At 48.8% G+C, this 17840-nt stretch carries 19 protein-coding genes; 4 read left to right on the forward strand and 15 right to left on the reverse strand.

Annotation, left to right across the window (positions count from 1 at the left end; genetic code table 11):
- Positions 1–14: 14 nt before the first annotated feature.
- Genes mce through B3N34_RS09475 form a run of 3 tightly spaced genes read right to left on the reverse strand, consistent with a single transcriptional unit; the run spans position 15 to position 2583 of the window.
- The gene (mce, locus tag B3N34_RS09465) at positions 15–416 is read right to left on the reverse strand and encodes a methylmalonyl-CoA epimerase (RefSeq protein ID WP_009202115.1); all 402 of its coding nucleotides are present in this window, start codon (positions 414–416) and stop codon (positions 15–17) included.
- Between the two features lie 45 nt (positions 417–461).
- Positions 462–881 carry a cobalamin B12-binding domain-containing protein gene (locus B3N34_RS09470; protein ID WP_286977571.1) on the reverse strand — a complete coding sequence of 140 codons (420 nt, stop codon included), beginning with the start codon at positions 879–881 and terminating at the stop codon, positions 462–464.
- 19 nt (positions 882–900) lie between these two features.
- On the reverse strand, positions 901–2583 hold the full coding sequence (locus B3N34_RS09475) for an acyl-CoA mutase large subunit family protein (RefSeq protein WP_286977576.1): 1683 nt from the start codon (positions 2581–2583) through the stop codon (positions 901–903).
- 259 nt (positions 2584–2842) lie between these two features.
- Between B3N34_RS09475 and B3N34_RS09480 the strand changes: the two genes are divergently transcribed.
- Positions 2843–3241: a hypothetical protein gene (locus tag B3N34_RS09480; protein WP_286977580.1), complete on the forward strand. Its 399-nt coding sequence runs from the start codon at positions 2843–2845 to the stop codon at positions 3239–3241.
- Positions 3242–3306: 65 nt separating this feature from the next.
- Here the strand turns inward: B3N34_RS09480 and B3N34_RS09485 are convergent, their stop codons facing one another.
- Complete coding sequence (locus tag B3N34_RS09485) at positions 3307–4512, reverse strand: FprA family A-type flavoprotein (protein WP_286977586.1); 1206 nt, start codon at positions 4510–4512, stop codon at positions 3307–3309.
- A 72-nt stretch (positions 4513–4584) separates the two neighbouring features.
- Positions 4585–5220, reverse strand: a complete 636-nt coding sequence (locus B3N34_RS09490) for an HAD family hydrolase (RefSeq protein WP_286977591.1) — start codon at positions 5218–5220, stop codon at positions 4585–4587.
- Between the two features lie 208 nt (positions 5221–5428).
- Here B3N34_RS09490 and B3N34_RS09495 point away from each other — a divergent pair, with 208 nt between their 5' ends.
- Together B3N34_RS09495 and B3N34_RS09500 are read left to right on the forward strand one after the other, a co-directional pair.
- On the forward strand, positions 5429–6706 hold the full coding sequence (locus B3N34_RS09495; protein WP_286977597.1) for a Glu/Leu/Phe/Val family dehydrogenase: 1278 nt from the start codon (positions 5429–5431) through the stop codon (positions 6704–6706).
- A gap of 127 nt (positions 6707–6833) precedes the next feature.
- Positions 6834–7496, forward strand: a complete 663-nt coding sequence (locus B3N34_RS09500) for a TenA family protein (protein ID WP_286977604.1) — start codon at positions 6834–6836, stop codon at positions 7494–7496.
- Here the strand turns inward: B3N34_RS09500 and B3N34_RS09505 are convergent.
- From B3N34_RS09505 to B3N34_RS09535, 7 genes are all read right to left on the reverse strand, one after another.
- Positions 7493–8197 carry a queuosine precursor transporter gene (locus B3N34_RS09505; protein WP_213698452.1) on the reverse strand — a complete coding sequence of 235 codons (705 nt, stop codon included), beginning with the start codon at positions 8195–8197 and terminating at the stop codon, positions 7493–7495. The genes B3N34_RS09500 and B3N34_RS09505 overlap by 4 nt on opposite strands.
- A complete protein-coding gene (locus B3N34_RS09510; protein ID WP_286977613.1) occupies positions 8190–8780 on the reverse strand; it encodes a uracil-DNA glycosylase in 591 nt (196 codons plus the stop codon). Before B3N34_RS09510 ends, B3N34_RS09505 begins: the two co-directional genes overlap by 8 nt.
- Before the next feature lie 39 nt (positions 8781–8819).
- Positions 8820–10040, reverse strand: coding sequence for a DNA/RNA nuclease SfsA (sfsA, locus tag B3N34_RS09515; RefSeq protein ID WP_286977621.1), 1221 nt, complete (start codon positions 10038–10040; stop codon positions 8820–8822).
- A 518-nt stretch (positions 10041–10558) separates the two neighbouring features.
- Positions 10559–11488 carry an ABC transporter permease gene (locus tag B3N34_RS09520; protein ID WP_286977629.1) on the reverse strand — a complete coding sequence of 310 codons (930 nt, stop codon included), beginning with the start codon at positions 11486–11488 and terminating at the stop codon, positions 10559–10561.
- Positions 11489–11494: 6 nt separating this feature from the next.
- The gene (locus B3N34_RS09525; RefSeq protein WP_286977632.1) at positions 11495–12556 is read right to left on the reverse strand and encodes an ABC transporter permease; all 1062 of its coding nucleotides are present in this window, start codon (positions 12554–12556) and stop codon (positions 11495–11497) included.
- A complete protein-coding gene (locus B3N34_RS09530; RefSeq protein ID WP_286977640.1) occupies positions 12549–14099 on the reverse strand; it encodes an ABC transporter ATP-binding protein in 1551 nt (516 codons plus the stop codon). The genes B3N34_RS09525 and B3N34_RS09530 overlap by 8 nt, the downstream gene beginning before the upstream one ends.
- A gap of 65 nt (positions 14100–14164) precedes the next feature.
- Positions 14165–15247 (reverse strand): BMP family ABC transporter substrate-binding protein, encoded by a 1083-nt coding sequence (locus tag B3N34_RS09535; RefSeq protein ID WP_286977645.1) that lies wholly within the window; start codon positions 15245–15247, stop codon positions 14165–14167.
- A gap of 314 nt (positions 15248–15561) precedes the next feature.
- Between B3N34_RS09535 and gpt the strand changes: the two genes are divergently transcribed.
- Positions 15562–16050, forward strand: coding sequence for a xanthine phosphoribosyltransferase (gene gpt / locus B3N34_RS09540; RefSeq protein WP_213697551.1), 489 nt, complete (start codon positions 15562–15564; stop codon positions 16048–16050).
- A 1-nt stretch (position 16051) separates the two neighbouring features.
- Here the strand turns inward: gpt and B3N34_RS09545 are convergent, their stop codons facing one another.
- The 3 genes from B3N34_RS09545 to B3N34_RS09555 are packed head-to-tail and all read right to left on the reverse strand — an operon-like array spanning position 16052 to position 17767.
- Positions 16052–16624 carry a biotin transporter BioY gene (locus tag B3N34_RS09545; protein WP_286977652.1) on the reverse strand — a complete coding sequence of 191 codons (573 nt, stop codon included), beginning with the start codon at positions 16622–16624 and terminating at the stop codon, positions 16052–16054.
- 21 nt (positions 16625–16645) lie between these two features.
- On the reverse strand, positions 16646–17281 hold the full coding sequence (locus B3N34_RS09550) for an IMPACT family protein (RefSeq protein WP_286977654.1): 636 nt from the start codon (positions 17279–17281) through the stop codon (positions 16646–16648).
- Positions 17282–17767 carry an HIT family protein gene (locus B3N34_RS09555; protein ID WP_286977656.1) on the reverse strand — a complete coding sequence of 162 codons (486 nt, stop codon included), beginning with the start codon at positions 17765–17767 and terminating at the stop codon, positions 17282–17284. It abuts the gene before it with no gap.
- Between the last annotated feature and the right edge of the window lie 73 nt (positions 17768–17840).

Below are 17840 nucleotides of genomic sequence, written 5' to 3' on the forward strand. Positions count from 1 at the left end.
TCCTCCCCACGCATCTAACGCTCGGAAATCTCGAGCAAAACGCCACCGGCAGCCTTTGGGTGAACGAAAGCTATCTTTGCTCCCCCCGCCCCACAACGGGGCTTTTCGTCGATGAGCCGAATACCCTTATCCTTGAGCTCTTTCAAGGCTGCCTCTATGTCCTCTACTTTAAGGGCCAAATGATGGATCCCTTCTCCTCTGCTTTCGATGAACTTGGAGATGGGACTCTCGGGGGAAGTGGGTTCTAAAAGCTCAATCTCCGTACCGCCCAAGGGCAAGAAGGCAGTTACGACCTTCTGCTCTGCCACCTCTTCCCGACCTGTGCATTTGATGCCCAAGGCTTCCTCCCAGAACTTCAATGCTTCATCGATAGATTTGACTGCTATTCCAATATGATCTACACCTATGGTCTTCATTTCCGCCTGCTCACGCTCCCTTCTCTATATCTTTAAAGGTACCCGTCATACATGCTCTTTTGCTCTTCTTTCCTGGACCGCCTCTTGAAGCCACTCTATGACCTTGGGCGTCGGGGTTCCCGGTCCGAAAACGGCCTTAACTCCCATCTGCTTTAGAACCGGCACATCGTCGTCGGGGATCACGCCGCCGCCAAAGACTATGATGTCTTCCGCCCCCCTTTTCTTTAAAAGCTCTATTACTTCCCTGAAATAGTGTTCGTGAGCGCCCGATAATATGCTTAACCCAATTGCATCGGCGTCTTCCTGGATTGCGGTGGCAACTATCTGCTCGGGCGTCTGCCTTAAACCAGTATAAATGATTTCCATTCCCGCATCCCTGAGGGCCCTGGCCACGACCTTGGCCCCTCTGTCATGCCCGTCAAGACCGGGCTTTGCTACTATTACGCGTATCTTCCTCTCGTCCATCGTCCCTGCCTCCATACATTTAGAGGATTATGCTTTCCCTGTATTCGCCAAACTCTTCCCGCAATACGTCGCAGATCTCTCCCAAGGTTGCGTAAACTTTCACGGCCTCCAATATCTTGGGCATAATGTTCGCCGATTCGTCCTTAGCAGCCTTCCTGATTTCTTCCAATGCTTCTTTGACCTTTACGTTGTCCCTGCTTTCCTTCAAAGCTTTAAGCCTTGTGATTTGCTTTTCGGCCATGGAAGGATCTACCCTCAATATCTTGCGAGATGTCCCCTTTTCTTCTATTTGAAATTTATTTACTCCAACTACTATTTGCTCTCCCTTTTCGATGGCCCTCTGGTAGGCGTATGCCGAATCCTGAATCTGCTGCTGGACGTAACCCTTTTCAATGGCAACGAGCATGCCTCCCATTTCGTCTATCTTATCTATGTACTCCTGAGCCCTTCTTTCTATCTCGTTTGTAAGCCACTCTAGGTAGTAACTTCCGGCCAGGGGATCGACCGTGCTCGTCACCCCGGACTCGTAGGCAATGATCTGCTGAGTGCGAAGGGCTATTCGGACGCTTTCTTCCGTGGGCAACGCCAAGGCTTCGTCGAAGCTGTTGGTGTGAAGCGACTGTGTGCCTCCCAAAACTGCAGCCAAGGCCTGAATAGTCACCCGTATTATGTTGTTTTCCGGCTGTTGAGCGGTTAGTGTGCATCCTGCCGTCTGAGTGTGGAAACGAAGTTTTTGCGCGTCCGCATTGGTGACTCCAAACCTTTCTCTCATGATCTTTGCCCAGAGCCTCCTGGCAGCCCGGAACTTGGCTATCTCTTCGAGGAAGTCGTTATGAGAGTTGAAGAAAAAGGACAGCCGGCGCCCGAATACATTTGGATCCAACCCCTTCTTGACGGCGGCCTCTACGTAGGCTATCCCGTCTGCAAGAGTAAAGGCAACTTCCTGAACTGCTGTGGATCCCGCTTCTCTGATATGATATCCTGAAATAGATATGGTGTTCCATTTCGGGACGTGTTTGCTGCAAAACTCAAATATGTCCGTGATCAATCGCATGGAGGGCTTTGGAGGAAATATATAAGTTCCCCTTGCGATATATTCCTTTAATATGTCGTTTTGAATGGTTCCCGACAATTTGTCCGCCGGGACGTTCTGCTTTTCGCCGACAGCTATATACATGGCAAGCAGGATTGATGCCGGAGCATTTATAGTCATCGATGTGGAGACCTTGTCAAGAGGGATGCCGTCGAAGAGAATTTCCATGTCCTCCAGGCTGTCTATCGCAACACCGACCTTGCCCACTTCCCCCTGAGCCATGGGGTGATCCGAATCGTAGCCAATCTGGGTGGGCAGGTCAAAGGCCACCGAAAGCCCCGTCTGTCCCTGCTGCAATAGGTATTTGTATCTTTCATTCGACTCCTCGGCTGAGGCATATCCCGCGTACTGGCGCATCGTCCAGAAACGCCCTCTGTACATGGTCGGCTGAACGCCTCTGGTGTAGGGGTAATCGCCTGGAAAACCCAAATCTTCTGTGTAGTCGAGGTCCTTTATGTTTTCCGGGGTATATAACCTTTCTACGGGAACCCCGCCTCCCGTCGTAAAGGTGCTTTTACGCTCGGGGTACTTCTGAACTGTCTTTTTGACCTCTTCTTCATGCTTAAGGCGAGCTTCAGATATCTTTTCCAGTTCTTCCTCTTTGAACATTAAGTTCACCCTCCCAAGAAATTCCGCCTTTTAGTAATTTGCACATTTGTATTTATTATTTCGCACATTTTTATGCATTGCAACATTTAGGAAATATTAAGACAATTCAAACTACTGTTTGCGCCTCTTCTACGCAACCCTGCAAAAACGATGCTATCATAGCGGGATCTATAAGTCCACACTTCTTGGAGCTCTATAAAGACAAGTGACCATCGATATATCTTTTGCTATAATTTAACGAGAAGAGATTAATATATATATGATTGAATGCTTTCTTTGCGGGAAGGGGTTCGTCAGCGCAGGACCCAAGGTTTGCCCAAGTTGCATGAAACGCCTTGATAAGCTTTACATAGATGCGAGGAACTACATAAGAGACAACCCTGACCTCAGGCTTAACGTGAAAGCATTGGCAGAAGAGCTAGATGTCGATCCGAGGGACATTCAGGCGTTGGTCGATATGGAGCGCCTTGAGCTCGAGGGTGAATCGGAGAGCAGCGACAGGCTATCCGAAAGAGAGCGGTTGTTGCTGGAGTTCGAAAAACACCTAAAAGACGGCAAGGGGAAGGACAAAGAATCCCGACGGATCAGGTATGCAGCCGAAAAATACGGCAAACAGGAGAAAAAAAGGAAGATTGAAAGCTGCCACAGGATTGCTTAAGCGTCTTTTTTAGTCCNNGCTCAACTTCATGAAGTTGAGCGTATTTTAATGATCCGACAAGTTTTTTATCCGGCGCATTCCTTGAGGCGCTCTGCCATAGCTTTGCCAAGCTCCTCGGCCCTGACGTAATCTTCGTCCTTAGACGAGGATTGTATGACTATCTCGGGATCGAGCAGTTCCCATTTGCCCGAGTTTTTGGCAAAATCTTCAAGTTTCTTCAAAATGCCGGGGCTCCAGGTGTAGTTTCCCATTATGCCGAGCAACCTGTTTCTCATTTTTTTATTTTCCAGATGAGCCATGAGATCCGCTATAGGAGGAAAGGGCATGGTATTGTAGGTGCAAGAGGCAATGATAAGCCCCTTATATCTCCAGATGTCTCTAATAATGAAGGAAACGTGGTCCCTTGACGCGTCGTGAACTACGATGTGTTCGATGCCCTCTTTGGCCATGGCCCTGGCAGATGCCTGAGCCAGCTTTGCCGTATTCCCGTACATCGATCCATATACTACGACGGCACCGCATTCCGTTTCGTGGCGACTCCACCTGTCGTAAAGGCTAATTATATGCTCGGGTTTGTTCCTGTGTATGGGACCGTGAGAAGGAGCAACGACTCTTATATCCGTTCCGCTCAACTTCGATATAGCGGCCTGAACCTGGTCGGAATAACGACCCACTATATTGGAAAAATATCTGAGTATCTCTCCCTCGTAATAAGACATATCGACTTCATCGTCGAAGATCCCTCCCTCGAGGCAACCGAACCCGCCGAAGGCATCGCAGGAAAACAACGCCTTAGCAGTCTTGTCGTAGGTCATCATGGTCTCCGGCCAATGTACCATGGGAGTCAAAAAGAATTTGAGCACGTGGCCGCCCAGGTCCAACTCTTCCCCGTCCTTTATCTGAATAACCCCCTCGGTGACGGCGTAGAAGTTCTCCAGCATCTTAACGGTCTGGGCGTTACAAATGATCTTCAAGTCGGGATACAGCTTCTTGAGGATTTTTATGGAACCCGAGTGATCAGGCTCCATGTGGTTTACCACTAAATAGTCTATGGGCCTGTCTTCCCCGAGCAAGCGCCTTATCTTGCTCACTAAATCTGTGAGATAAAAGGCCTTGACGGTATCTATGAGGGCAATTTTTTCTCCTATCACCAGGTAGGAGTTATAGGCAACTCCCCTTGGAAGGGGCCAAAGCGCTTCAAAAAGATCTGTCTCTTTATCGTTTACTCCCACCCAGTAAATGCCCTTTGTGACTTCTATTGCGCCGTTCATAGAAAATCCCCCTTTCATTGAGATTTACTCGGGCCTTGAACTTTCAAGGCGACCCTGTCTTTATCGTCCTCTTTAATCGAAGGACGTCCGCGAAAGCTCCGGCAAAAGAAGACATAAATCCCTTAAAAGCTCGGCTTTGTTTTTATATAAAATGCCCACGATGCCCAATTTTTTTGCCAGAGTCACATTTTCTTCTTTATCATCTACAAAAATTATGCTTCCCGGGTCCTCGTGAAGCGTATTTAACACGTCTTGAAATATAGTACCATCATGTTTGCTTTTCCCCAAGCGATAACTGTTGAATACATAGTCGAAGATGTCATAAAAAGAGGCCTTCTCGTTAATTTCCTCAATCCAGTTGGTCTGGTCTGTCAGCAGGACCGTGGCGTAACCTAGGTCGTGCAACGTACGCATTAGCTTCAGCATCCAAGGCCTCAAAACGAACCTGCTTAAAACCTCATTTCTCAAGTCTTGAACCGATTCGTTCAAGTCGAACTTCCTTTTGAAGGACTCCCAAAAGGCTTCTTCAGTCGATTTGCCGCAGAGATATCCCGAATCATAAAGTACGGATGTGGCTGTCTTTTCCACAAAAGAAGGATCAAGGCCGTGCTTTTCCGCAATAGCCTTCATGCCCTGAACAAATCCCTCTTCAGCTATTACGCCTCCAAAATCGAACATAACGACAGAATATTTTTTATTATTACGCAAATTTGAACACCTCTTGGTTTTTGTATGATATAAGTTATAATAGATTCGATATTATCGCATGCATAGATGGCATTTTTGGGATCTTCGAAGATGTGATAGTGAAAACATTACCATCTATGAAATCCAATGTAATAACAATACGGGATACAATGGGCATCGCGCCCATTAGTGTTCATATAATTACACAATACAATAGGAGGGGTCAATAATGGCCGTAAAAAGGCGCACCTCGCAGGATGTTCTTCTCTCCACTGCCCTTGAGAACTTCTATAATGCAGCTGAAGAGATGGGACTGGAGGACGATTTGGTCGAAATACTGAGCCGTTCCGAGAGAAGGGTTTGCGTATCCATACCTGTGGAAATGGACGACGGATCCGTAAGGGTTTTCGACGGCTATCGGGTAGTCCATTCAAGCGCTCTGGGCCCGGCAAAGGGCGGCATTCGCTTCCATCCCCAGGTCTCTATTGACGAGACGGAAGCTCTGGCCTTCATGATGACTTGGAAATGTTCCCTCGCGGGCATTCCCTACGGCGGAGGCAAAGGCGGAGTTTGCTGCGAGCCCCTTGAGCTTTCACTGAAGGAGAAGGAGAGGATTACCAGAACCTTCGCAGCCAGGATAGAGCCCTTCGTAGGCGCGTGGACGGACGTTCCCGCCCCGGACGTAAACACGGGAGCTCAGGAAATGGTATGGTTCATGGACACCATCAGCAAGATCAGAGGCCAGCTTGAACCGGCCGTATTCACTGGAAAGCCCGTCCCCCTGTGGGGTTCCAAGGGCAGAAACGCTGCCACCGGACTTGGCGTGGCTACTTGCGCTCTCGAACTTCTCCGAGTCCTCGGAAAGGACCCCAAGGATACCACTGTAGCCGTACAGGGCTTCGGCAACGTAGGCAGCTTCACCGCCAAGTTCTTGCACGATGCCGGCGTCAAAGTCGTAGCCATCTGCGACATCACCGGAACCTATTACTGCAAAGACGGAATCGATGTAAACAAGGCCATGGAGCACACACAAAAGAATCCTAAGAGGTTGCTCGAGGGGTATACTCAACCGGGGCTCGAAAAAAGCGATCCAAACGACCTCCTCTATTTGGACGTAGACGTCTTGCTCCCCTGCGCCATGGAGGGAGCCATCAACAAATCCAACGCCGACAAGGTCAAAGCGAAACACATCGTCGAAGGAGCCAACGGTCCCCTTACTCCGGAGGCAGACGAAATATTGAGGCCGAAAGGCATTTACATTGTACCCGACTTCCTTGCCAACAGTGGCGGCGTCATAGGGTCCTACTTCGAATGGTGCCAGAACCTCGCGGGATTTTTCTGGAGCGAAGAGGAATACAATCAGAGGCTGACTTCAATAATGAAGTCGAACTTCCAGAGGGTATGGGAATACTCCAAGGAAAAGAAGGTCGAGATGCGTCGAGCCGCCTTCATGGTCGCCATAAAGCGCGTAGCCGATGCCGTTAAGATGAGAGGGGTATTTCTATAAAAAGGAAGAGGCTAAAATTTAGCTTACGGTAGCAATAAAACAGGCTTCGCTGTTTTCGGGCTTTCATTAAAGGCCTACGACGGCGGAGCCTGAAATTTTAACACATCTCAAAAAGAGGGGGACGACAATGGGTAAAAGCCTTTCGGAGATTCTTTGGGAAGAAAACCGTGACATAGCCGCCTTATGCCTCAACCACCCCTTTGTGCAGGGTATTGCCTCGGGGAAATTGACGAGGGAGAAGTTCAACTGGTACGTGGGGCAGGATTATTTCTATCTTCACGCCTTCGCAAAGGCTTTTTGCCTTGCCGCGGCTAAGGCGCCAGATACGCGGGGAATGGTCTCCTTTCATAAGTTGGCCGAGGGCGCTTTGAACGAAATGAAGCTTCATAAAGGATTTGAGAGTTCCCTTGGAGCCGAAGTGGAAAGCGTCGTTGCGAGCAAGCCAACGCGCATGTATACCGATTTTTTGCTTTCAACGGCATGGGGATGTGACGTCGGCCTCATAGCAGCAGCGACCACTCCCTGCAACCGCCTCTACGCATGGATCGGGCAAAACCTGAAAGAATATGCGAAAAACGAGGAAAATCCCTTTATCGACTGGATAAGAACCTACTCCAGCGATTCCTTTGAGAGCCTGGCAAGGGAGACGGAGCGCCTAATAGACCTTTACGCCACAAACGTCTCCGAAGCAAGAAAGGCTTACCGATATGCAATGATATGCGAATATGACTTCTTCGACGCAGCGTGGAAATATGAGGCGTCGAAGGGCGGCGGGGAAAGGCAGCTTTAATCCGCCGCGTATTTTGCTTCGCCGCCAACCTTTCCCTGGCAAAACCATCTCTTTGCCAGGTATATACACCATGTATCGCTAAGGGCCACTATCCACTTTATTACGTAAGTGCTTAATATGATCGACAGGAGGACCTTTGCAGGATATACCCCGTAAAAGGCCACGACGGCGAATATTGCCGTATCTATGGCCTGGGAGATCATCGTGCTAACGTTGTTTCTGAACCAAAGATATTTGTCGCCCGTCAATTTCTTCAACAAATGAAACAACCAGACGTCATGGTATTGCGCCAGGGCGTATGCGCAAAAGGAGGCACCTGCAACTTTTGGGGTCAAACCAAATATCCCCTTTAAGGCGTCATGGGCCAGATCGTTCGGGTTGGGAGCAAACAGAAGGGCCATTTGCATCACCACGACCATCATAAAGAGCGTGAAAAAGCCCAGATGAACGGCCAGAGTGGCCTCCCTCTTGCCGTAATTTTCGCTCAATATGTCGGTGGCCAAAAAAGAAGTCCCGTACAAAATATTCCCGAGCGTAGCCGTCATACCAAAAAGAGTGACGAGTTTCATGACCTGAATGTTGGCCAAAATGACCGACATCACCACCCAGGCATATAGCCCGTACTTCCCAAAGATCCTATAGGATATCAATATAAAGGATGTGCAAAAAATCAGCATTAAAAACCAGATTGCCTCATTCATCGGGCAAATCGCCTCCCCTTATCGTTTGATAAAATAACCCGAAGAGATCGAACATCTGCACCGTCTGACCCCACAGCGCCGATCTGTACACTAAAGATGCCGGATGAGGCAAGGGAAAAAGGACGTACTCCCCCACGTCTAAAGGTTTCCCAAACATCGAAGGGATCGAGGAATTTTTCTCCGGCCTCGGCAGGCCAAACAGGGCAAACAGGCCTTTTAAAGCCCACTTGCCCAGGGGGACTATAACTTTTGGCCTTACGCATTCTATCTCTTCCTTCAAGTAGGGAAGGCAGGCATCGATCTGCCTCCACTTTGGCCTTCCGTACCTTGGCAAAGGGCATTTCAGCAAATTCGTCCTCCAGCATTCATAAAAATTCACTCCTGCCCTCCCGAGAAAATAACGCAGGAAAGCCCCTGTCACCCCCCAAAAGGGCCTCCCGTTCATCTCTTCCGCGTCAAAGGGAGCCTGCCCCAGCAAAAACACCCTTGCTCCCAAAGGACCCTCTCCAGGGATCGCCCTTTTTCGCTTTAAAGCCAAATCGCACCTCTCGCAATTCATTATTTGAGACTCAAAAAGCTTCATATCCATATCTCACGAATTGGGCTCAATACTTGCAAGCTTCTACTTGCACTCTTCCCATTGTCGAGTATTTATTTTATCCCAAAGCCTGTCAAAGCGAAAATACAACAATCTATCCATGAAATCCGACCTTTTCAACGGGTCGGAGGAAAAATAAAAGAGGTGGGAATCGCACCGACAGTCACTGCAACCGAAATTCGAAACGATGTCGTTGGCAATTTCTTTCATGGAGGCTGCCAAATCGCATTCGATATCATCGGCGGTCCTTATGGGTAGGTTTAAAACGCTCTCGGAAACTTCCCGTAAATAATCTACATGCCAATGAAGCGCCTTCCGTCTTCGTAAATGACGGTTTATACGAACAGTCAGGTTTTTCTTTCCCGAACCTGCATAGACGTAAAAACCTGGGCGCAGTTGTACCCTTCCCAAAGCGCCTATTTCTATTTCCCTGAAGCCGTCGACTTCAAAGATAGATAAGTAGGCGCCTCTATCAGCCATTTCTTCCTCTATTAAACCCCAGGGAACGGGCAACTTCGCCGGCAAATCGCCCATCTTCATTTCCTCACTCCAACGCACCCCCAGGGGCATAACGTCGACCGCATGGCGGTTTCCCGCCAGAGCCTCCGAAAAGGCCAAGTCGGTATGGTAATCGGGAAGGAAAAACTTCGGCCGTAAGGAATTAACTAAAAATAAAAGCGCGACCTCATAGCCGTCCTTCGCAAGCAAGGCAAGCTCTTCTATGTGCCTTTTACCCCTTGCCGTAACGGCATCGGGGAAGGCGGCGACATAACTGCCAAAGAGTGTGCAGGACTTTACCTCGAGGAAGATCTTTCTCCCGCATCTTTCAAGAAGAAAGTCAATACGGCTTTTATTGACAGCCACTTCCCTCTCCAAAATTTTCGCACCTGACAAATCCGGGACGAGATCGTGGCGTATCATCCAATCTACAACGTCGTTTACTACATGAGTGTGCAGCAACACCCAATCACCCCGGCGTTTTGCAGCCATAACCACAAAGGGCAGCTCTCCCTTCGAAGGAGCAAGAAGGAGCGAAACGCCGGGCAAAAGGATCTCCCAAAGCCTTCCGGGATTTGGGAGGTAAGCAAAGGTCGCAGCGCCTTCGATTTCCACCTGAACTACGAAACGATTCTTTCTCCTTAGAAAATGGCCCAAGATCAGAGGGCCATCAGAAATCTTATAGTTTAAAGCTTCGTGTTTCGTGCCCCTCACCTTCGTCCTTCGGTCAAATTGAAGTAAGTCCATTTTACCATCGTCCCAATAGATCAATATTGATCAGTTATTTCTTACGCTTTATGTTATAAAACTGACGCCCAAAATTAGCAAAAACTTTTTCCATATGCTACTGCGCAATCTCACCCAATCGCCCGAGGCATGACAAAATAAATTGCCCCATCTATAGTTTATGAAGGGGGCAAACTGTGGGTTGTATAAAACACCCTAAGGAGCATTCAGCCAAATGCCTGAGGATGATCAATTAAAGTCGCAGCTGATGCACTATAATGAATACTTCCGACCTTACTCTTGCTATATGAGGATGTAGCAGAGGATATTGAAGAATCACTGAAGAGTTTCCCGAAGGGAGACATTTCTTAAGGGTAATAAATGATTGACTTATATTGACCTTTATAAGGGAAATATTGCTATTTTTTCTATAGGGCGGCATGTCCACAAGCGAAGACCTTTGCTGGAAAACTGTAACTAGCTTTTTGCACCCCTCACAGAAAGACCTGTCGACCCTTCTGTGAGGGGATATTTATTTTTTATTCTCTTTCTTCCCTGTAGAAGGGAAGCCCTAAGGCGCTTGGTGAACCCAGGAACCTTCCTCTGCCCTTTAAGACAGATATCATAACCAATACCATTATGGTCAATATGTAGGGAAGCATCATCAGAAGGGGGGCCGGAATGGACGTACCTCCTGCTTGAATTCTCATTTGAAGCGCCTCTACTCCACCGAAAAGGTATGACCCAAGGGCAGCCCTGAAGGGGTGCCATATAGCAAAAATTACGAGCGCGACTGCTATCCAACCCCTTCCCGCCGTCATGAGCTCCACCCACATGTGGCTATAGACAACGGAAAGGTAGGCGCCTCCGAGGGAAACAAATCCTCCGCCAAGAAGCGTCGAAATATATCTAACTGTGGACACTGATATTCCTGCCGCCTCTGCGGAAAGAGGGCTGTCGCCCACGGCCCTCATCTTCAGTCCAAATTTTGTCTTAAAGATCAAAAACCAAACGAGGAAGACGAGAAAATAGGACATATAAACCATGGGGTCCTGATTGAAAAAAACAGGCCCCACAACGGGCAAAGAAGACAGCCCCGGTAGGGGCATGACCCCGAGTCCCGAAATGGTCTGACCCACGTAGCTTCTACCCAAAAGCGAGCTCATCCCCGTTCCGAACATGGTCATGGCAAGCCCGCATATGACCTGATTTGCCCTTAAGCTGATGCACAAAAATGCGTGTATCACGTTTACGGCCACTCCGGCTAAAAAGGCCGCCGCCAAACCCCAAAGGGGCGATCCCGTATTAAAGGTCACTATGAAGCCGGTGTATGCGCCGATCAGCATGATGCCCTCGAGCCCCAGGTTCAAAACGCCGGACTTCTCGGTTATTATCTCTCCTAAAGTGGCATACAGAATTGGCGTACCGCTTCTTACGGCAGCAGCAAGGATTGGAACGATCAATTCCACCGCAGATCACCTCTTTTTGAAGGTCAGGCTAATTCGGTAGCTTCTGAAAAACTCCCCGCCGAGAAGAAAAAAGAGTATCAAACCCTGGAGTATCTGAACCGTCGAAAGCGGGAGACGCATGGCTATTTGGAGATTCTCTCCGCCAACGAAGAGCGCTCCGAAAAAGAAGGAGACGAAAATAATCGTGAAGGGATGAAGCCTAGCAAGCCATGCGATAATTATCGCCGTGTAGCCATACCCTACGGCAAAACCGGGCTGTAATCTGCGGTGCAAGCCGGCCATCTCTGCCATACCGGCCAGTCCGGCTATGGCTCCGGACAGGAACATGACTAAAATCACATTTCTGGCTGACTTGATGCCCGCGTAATCCGCTGCCCTGGGGTTCTGGCCACTAACCCTTATCTCATACCCCCATACGCCCTTTCTAACGACAATCCAGAGGATCAGGGCGACAATAAGGGCAAAAAACAGGCCGGCGTGGACCCTGGAGGCAAAAAACTGAGGAAGGCGTGCGCTCTCGGGAAAAACCGGGGTCATGGGAAAGCCCAAACTCGTCGGATCACGCCAGGAGCCGTAGACGAAGTACTGCAACAAAAGGATGGCAATATAGTTCATCATCAAAGTCGTGATAATTTCGTTTACGTTCCAGCGCGCCTTTAAGAATCCAGCGAAAGCCCCCCAGAACCCTCCGGCCAGGGACGAGGCAAGGACCATGGAGACTAACATTACTATGGCGCTGTCGGTGTAAAAGTACCTCACGAAGGCCGTGCAAGCCAATGCACCCATGACGAATTGCCCTTCGGCACCTATATTCCATACCACCATGGTAAAGGCGAGACCAACAGCCAGGGAACACATGGCAAGAGGTATCGTCTTCGCAAGTGTTTCGCTGATTCCGTAAAAGTCGCTTAACGAGCCTTTGAGCATCATTCCGTAGGCTTCCCACGGATTTACGCCCATAAGTCCAAGCATCAAGGCTCCGCTTAGAAGGGCTAAAATAATGGAGGCAAGTATTATATAAAGCTCCTGTCCTTTGGATATGTAAAATCTCTTTTCAATTTTAATCATGCTCTTCCTTTGCCCCCTGTCCATCCGAGGCTATTCCTGCCATCATAAGCCCTATTTTTTCTATGTGGCTTCTATCGGGGGCCTCAATAGTTCCCATCAACTTGCCCCTATACATAACAGCCAACAGGTCACTCAGCATGAGAAGTTCGTCCAGATCTTCGGATATAAGCAAAACTGCTCCACCCTCCTCCTTAGCTGCAAGCAACTTTTCTCTAACGAATGCAGTGGCCTTTACGTCGAGCCCCCAAGTGGGGTGCATCGCAATCACGACCTTCATGTTGTCCGATAACTCCCTGGCCAATATGAGCTTTTGCTGATTACCTCCCGAGAGCATCCTGACTGCAACGTCAATGCCGGGAGTGAGGATGTCGTAACTTTCGATGAGGCATCCTGAGTCCCTGTATACCTCATCCCAATCGATGAAAAAACCTCTCTTGTAGGGAGGGCGCCAATACTTTCTCAGTGCCACGTTTTCTGCGACGTTCATATTGGGGACCAGCCCAACGCCCTTCCTGTCGGCAGGTATATATTTAACTCCGAGATCTACCATGCGCCTAGCCGATGCAGAAGTTACATCGTCCACTGTAAAATACAGCCTTCCTCTTTCTATGTGTCTCATACCTGCCAGGGCCTCGGCCAATTCGCCCTGTCCGTTTCCGCTGACGCCTGCGATGCCAAGTATCTGGTTTTCTCTTAAGGTCAGCGAAACGCCGTCAACCGCGACAAGACCTTTGTCGTTTCTGACCCTAATCTCTTCTGCGATGAAAATAGGCTTGCCAGGGGGCTTACGGCTTACGCCGACTTTTATCTCCCCTACCCCACCGCTTCCTACCATCATCTCCGCCAGCTTTTCGGCCGTAACTTCGCGGGCGGGCAAAGTACCAACAACTCTGCCGCGCCTCAAGACAGTTATTCTGTCGGAGATCTCAAACACTTCCTTCAGCTTATGTGATATGAAAACTATGCCAAAACCCTCTTCTTTCATATGCTTAACAGTCTCGAACAATTTTTCGGTCTCTTGCGGAGTCAGCACCGAGGTGGGCTCATCCAATATCAGTATTTTGGCTTTATGAAAAAGCATCCGCAGGATAGCAACCCGCTGTTGTTCACCTATGGAAAGCTGCCATACCGGAGACAAAGGATCCACGTCAAGGCCGTATCTGGCCGACAGCTCCCTTATCCTGGCACATGTAGCGCTTTCTTTTACTGTAAAATTCCTCTCGGCACTGCCCAGAGCCATGTTTTCCCAGACGGTGAGGCTTGGCACCAGCATGAAGTGTTGATGAACTATGCCTATGCCCTGGGCTATAGCATCTTTGGGCGAATGAAACACCACCTCACGACCCTCCAGCTCGATCGTGCCCTCGTCAGGTTGGTACAAACCGCACAATATGCTCATGAGCGTGCTTTTTCCGGCACCGTTTTCCCCAAGCAGGGCGTGGACCTCGCCTACCTTCAGGTCAAAATTCACATTATCGTTTGCCTTTATGTCGTAAAAGGTCTTTGTTATTCCACGCATATTTACAAGAAGTTTTTCAGCCATATTTAATCTCCGCCCAATCGGTAAAAAAAGAGCACGTAAGCAAATGCTTGCGTGCTCTTTGCAGTTTATTTAGGTAATTCTCCTTCTACGCCCTCGACCAGCCAATTCATCGACAAGAGGTCCTGATCGGTAAGTTTTTGGCCTTCTTTAACGATCAAATTCCCCTTGTTGTCTTTAATGGGCCCTTCGAACACATCCCACTCGCCGGACGCAATGCGTTGTCTTTCTCCTTCCACCAGGTCTTTAACGGCATCGGGAACATCTTTGGCGTAGGGAGCTAACGCCACCATGCCTTTATCCAAACCCCACCATATGTCTTCCGGCTCCCAGGTGCCGTTGATCACCTTTTCGACGGTGTATTTATAAACCACTCCCCAATTCCAGACGGGCGCCGTAAGATGCTTTGTGGGAGCATATTGGGACATGTCGTTGTTGTAACCTACGACGTAAACCCCGGCCTCTTCCGCAGCCTGAGGTACGGATCCGGTGTTGGCGTGCATTGCAAGCACGTCAGCTCCAGCATCGACCAGAGCCTTGGCTGCTTCCTTCTCCTTTCCGGGGTCGATCCAGGAAAATAGCCATACTACCTTTACCTTAACGTCTGGGTTGGCTCTGCGGGCGCCCAAGGTAAAGGCATTTAACCCCCTGATCACCTCCGGGATGGGATGAGCTGCAACGAAACCGATCACGTTTTTCTTAGTCATGCTGCCTGCAACCAAACCGGACAAATATCTTGCCTGGTACATTCTGCCGAAATATATGCCCACGTTATCAGCCATCTTAAAGCCCGAACAGTGCATGAAAATGACGTCAGGGTGGCGTTTCGCCGCTTCCTGCACATAATCCATGTATCCAAAGGAGGTGGCGAAGATCACCTTTGCTCCGTTTCTTATGAAGTTCTCCATTGCCCTGACCGAATCGGGCCCCTCCGGAACGGATTCAACATACATGGTAGTCACGGCGGGAAAAGCCTTTTCCACTTCGAGCCTTCCAAGATCGTGCATGTAGGTCCATCCACCATCGCCTATGGGACCGTTGTAAAGCCAGGCAGCCTTGAGCTTGTCTGCGGGTACGGCTTCGAAGGACATGGCAGCGGTACTGAAAAGACAGAGTGTTAAGAGAGCGACAATAAGAGCCATCTTCCTCATTCCACATCAACCTCCCAATTAAAATTTAAAAACCTTCACATAAAATTTTACCTTCTTTTCCAACGCTCTACAATTAAGGAAAAACTTTAATAAAACTATAACATAACTTCATCAATGACGCTCTTTATCAAACTAGCCTCGCAATCGGCATATAATATCTCCTAATACGCTGATATTATAATATATACAAACATAGCATCGCGAAGGATATCGCTTTTTCAAATGGAAAATTAATGCTAAAATATAACCTCACTAAAAGGATCAGGGCATTTCAAATCGCAATAATATCAATAACAAAGAAGAGGAGATGCAAAATGACCGACAAAGATCGTTACAGAAGGACCTACCCAGTATCGTGGGACCAACTGCACAAGGATAGCAAGGCCTTGGCTTGGCGCTTGATAGATACAGGACAGAGGTGGGATAAGATAATCGCCGTCGTGCGGGGCGGCTTGGTTCCGGCTGCGATAATTGCCAGGGAGTTGGATATACACTATGTGGATACCGTATGCGTCTCAAGCTACACATTAAAGGAACAAGGAGAATTGAAGATCATAAAAAGTATAGAGGGGCTGAATGGCGAGAACGCGCTCATAATCGATGATTTGGTGGACACGGGAAAAACAGCGAGGATCGTGAGGCAAATGCTTCCTCATGCCCACTTTGCCACCGTCTATGCCAAGCCGGACGGAAGGCCATACGTTGATACTTACGTGACGGAAGTCAGCCAGGACACCTGGATTCTGTTTCCCTGGGATTCGGAGATTCAGTTCATCGAACCTCTGATCCAACAAAAGCCATAGATCAACGCTTTGTCTCCAACCCAACCCGAGGCTCAATTGTCTTGAGCTGCGGCACGATCCTGTAGGCAAGTATGGTAGCCGCAGCTGCCTTTAGCGTGTCGGCCGCCAAAAAAGGCAGCACTCCGATTTTAAGGGCACCCAACAATGATATGTCTTTCCCCAACACGTAGTTTAAATTCAGGTAAAGACCCGTAACTCCACAAAAATATATCGCGCCCACGCCAAGAAATGACCCTAAAAGAAAACGAAGGAGTTTCCCACTCCCCCTCGAAACGCTTCCGGCCAAGTAGGAAGCGACTATGAAGCCTATCAAGTAGCCGAAGGTAGGAGAAAATATGATATGAGGCCCGCTCGTGCCAGCAAAGACGGGCAACCCCATCAAGCCCATGCCTATATATACGACCTGAGACATGGCACCCCACTTCGGTCCCAAACACATACCGGAAAGCAGAACGAAAAATACCTGTAGAGTTAAAGGAACGAGAGGAAAGGGAATTCTAATCCATGCTCCCGCTGCCGTCAGACAGACGAACAATCCCGCCAGGATTATAGATTTAATTTCAGAATTAGACATAGGGGCTTTCACCTCCAGAAATTATCGGTCGATAACCCATTCCCATCTAACTACCCAACCCTGCCCCGCATAACTGATTAGCATTTCCTCGGCCTCCTTCACGAGAGAAAGGGGAATGTGACCGAGAAGAAGCACCTTCTCCCCATAGTGGGCTTCCCACATCGACTCCTCCACCCCCATGGATCTAAACCTGGAGTAAATTAGGCTTTGTTTGTCGTAGGGCACCTCTATTTTTATTTTTCTGCTTTTAATTCTTTTGACCGTTCCCGCTGCTTTAATCGCTTCTTTTGCGGATAGGCTGTAAGCTTCTATGAGTCCCCTCACTCCCAGCTTGACTCCGCCGAAGTACCTAGTCACTACTATCGCCGTATTGGTGAGGCCGGCCCGGGCGATCTCCCCCAATATAGGCTTGCCGGCCGTACCCGAAGGTTCCCCTGCATCGGAATAGTGCTCACCACGAAGAAGATCTACCCCTACCCTGTAGGCCCAGCAATTGTGAGTGGCATTTGCGTGCTCCTTCGATATGGTCCTTATGAATTTCCTTGCATCTTCGGTCGAGCGCGCTATTTCAAGATGGCCGATGAAGCGAGACCTCTTTATAACAATCTCTACCGCGGCTCCTTTTTTGGGTTCCAGGTAAACTTGATCTTCCGTCAACTATTCCTCCCACGCCTCCTTTAGCTTCCTGTAGGTGACATCCAGGGCTTCCGGTATCACCTTTGTCTCTCCGACGACGGGCATGAAGTTAGTGTCACCCTCCCATCTGGGGACTATGTGCACGTGAACGTGGCCCTCGAAACCGGCTCCTGCAACTTTTCCCATGTTTATTCCGATGTTGAATCCATGGGGATCCATAGTTTTTTTAAGAGCTTTTAAGCACTTTTGGACGAGGAGGTTTATCTCCAGTATCTCCTCCTGATTTAATTCGTCGTAATTGCCCGTATGGCGATAGGGCGCCACCATTAGGTGCCCCGGGTTATAAGGGAAGGCGTTAAACATTACGAAGGCTTTTTTGCCTCTGTATAATATTAGCCTTTTTTCGTCTTCCCTTTCTTTTATGAACTCGCAAAATATGCAATCTATCTTTTCCTTGTTCGATTTGTCTATATATTTCATTCGCCACGGTGCATGGAGAACGTCCATCGCAATTCCCTCCATCCCTTCCGTTTCCACCTCAAAAATGTTTCACGTGAAACATTTTTGAGGTCCACATTAT

Source organism: Acetomicrobium sp. UBA5826 (genome assembly GCF_002433005.1).
Taxonomy (GTDB): domain Bacteria; phylum Synergistota; class Synergistia; order Synergistales; family Acetomicrobiaceae; genus Acetomicrobium.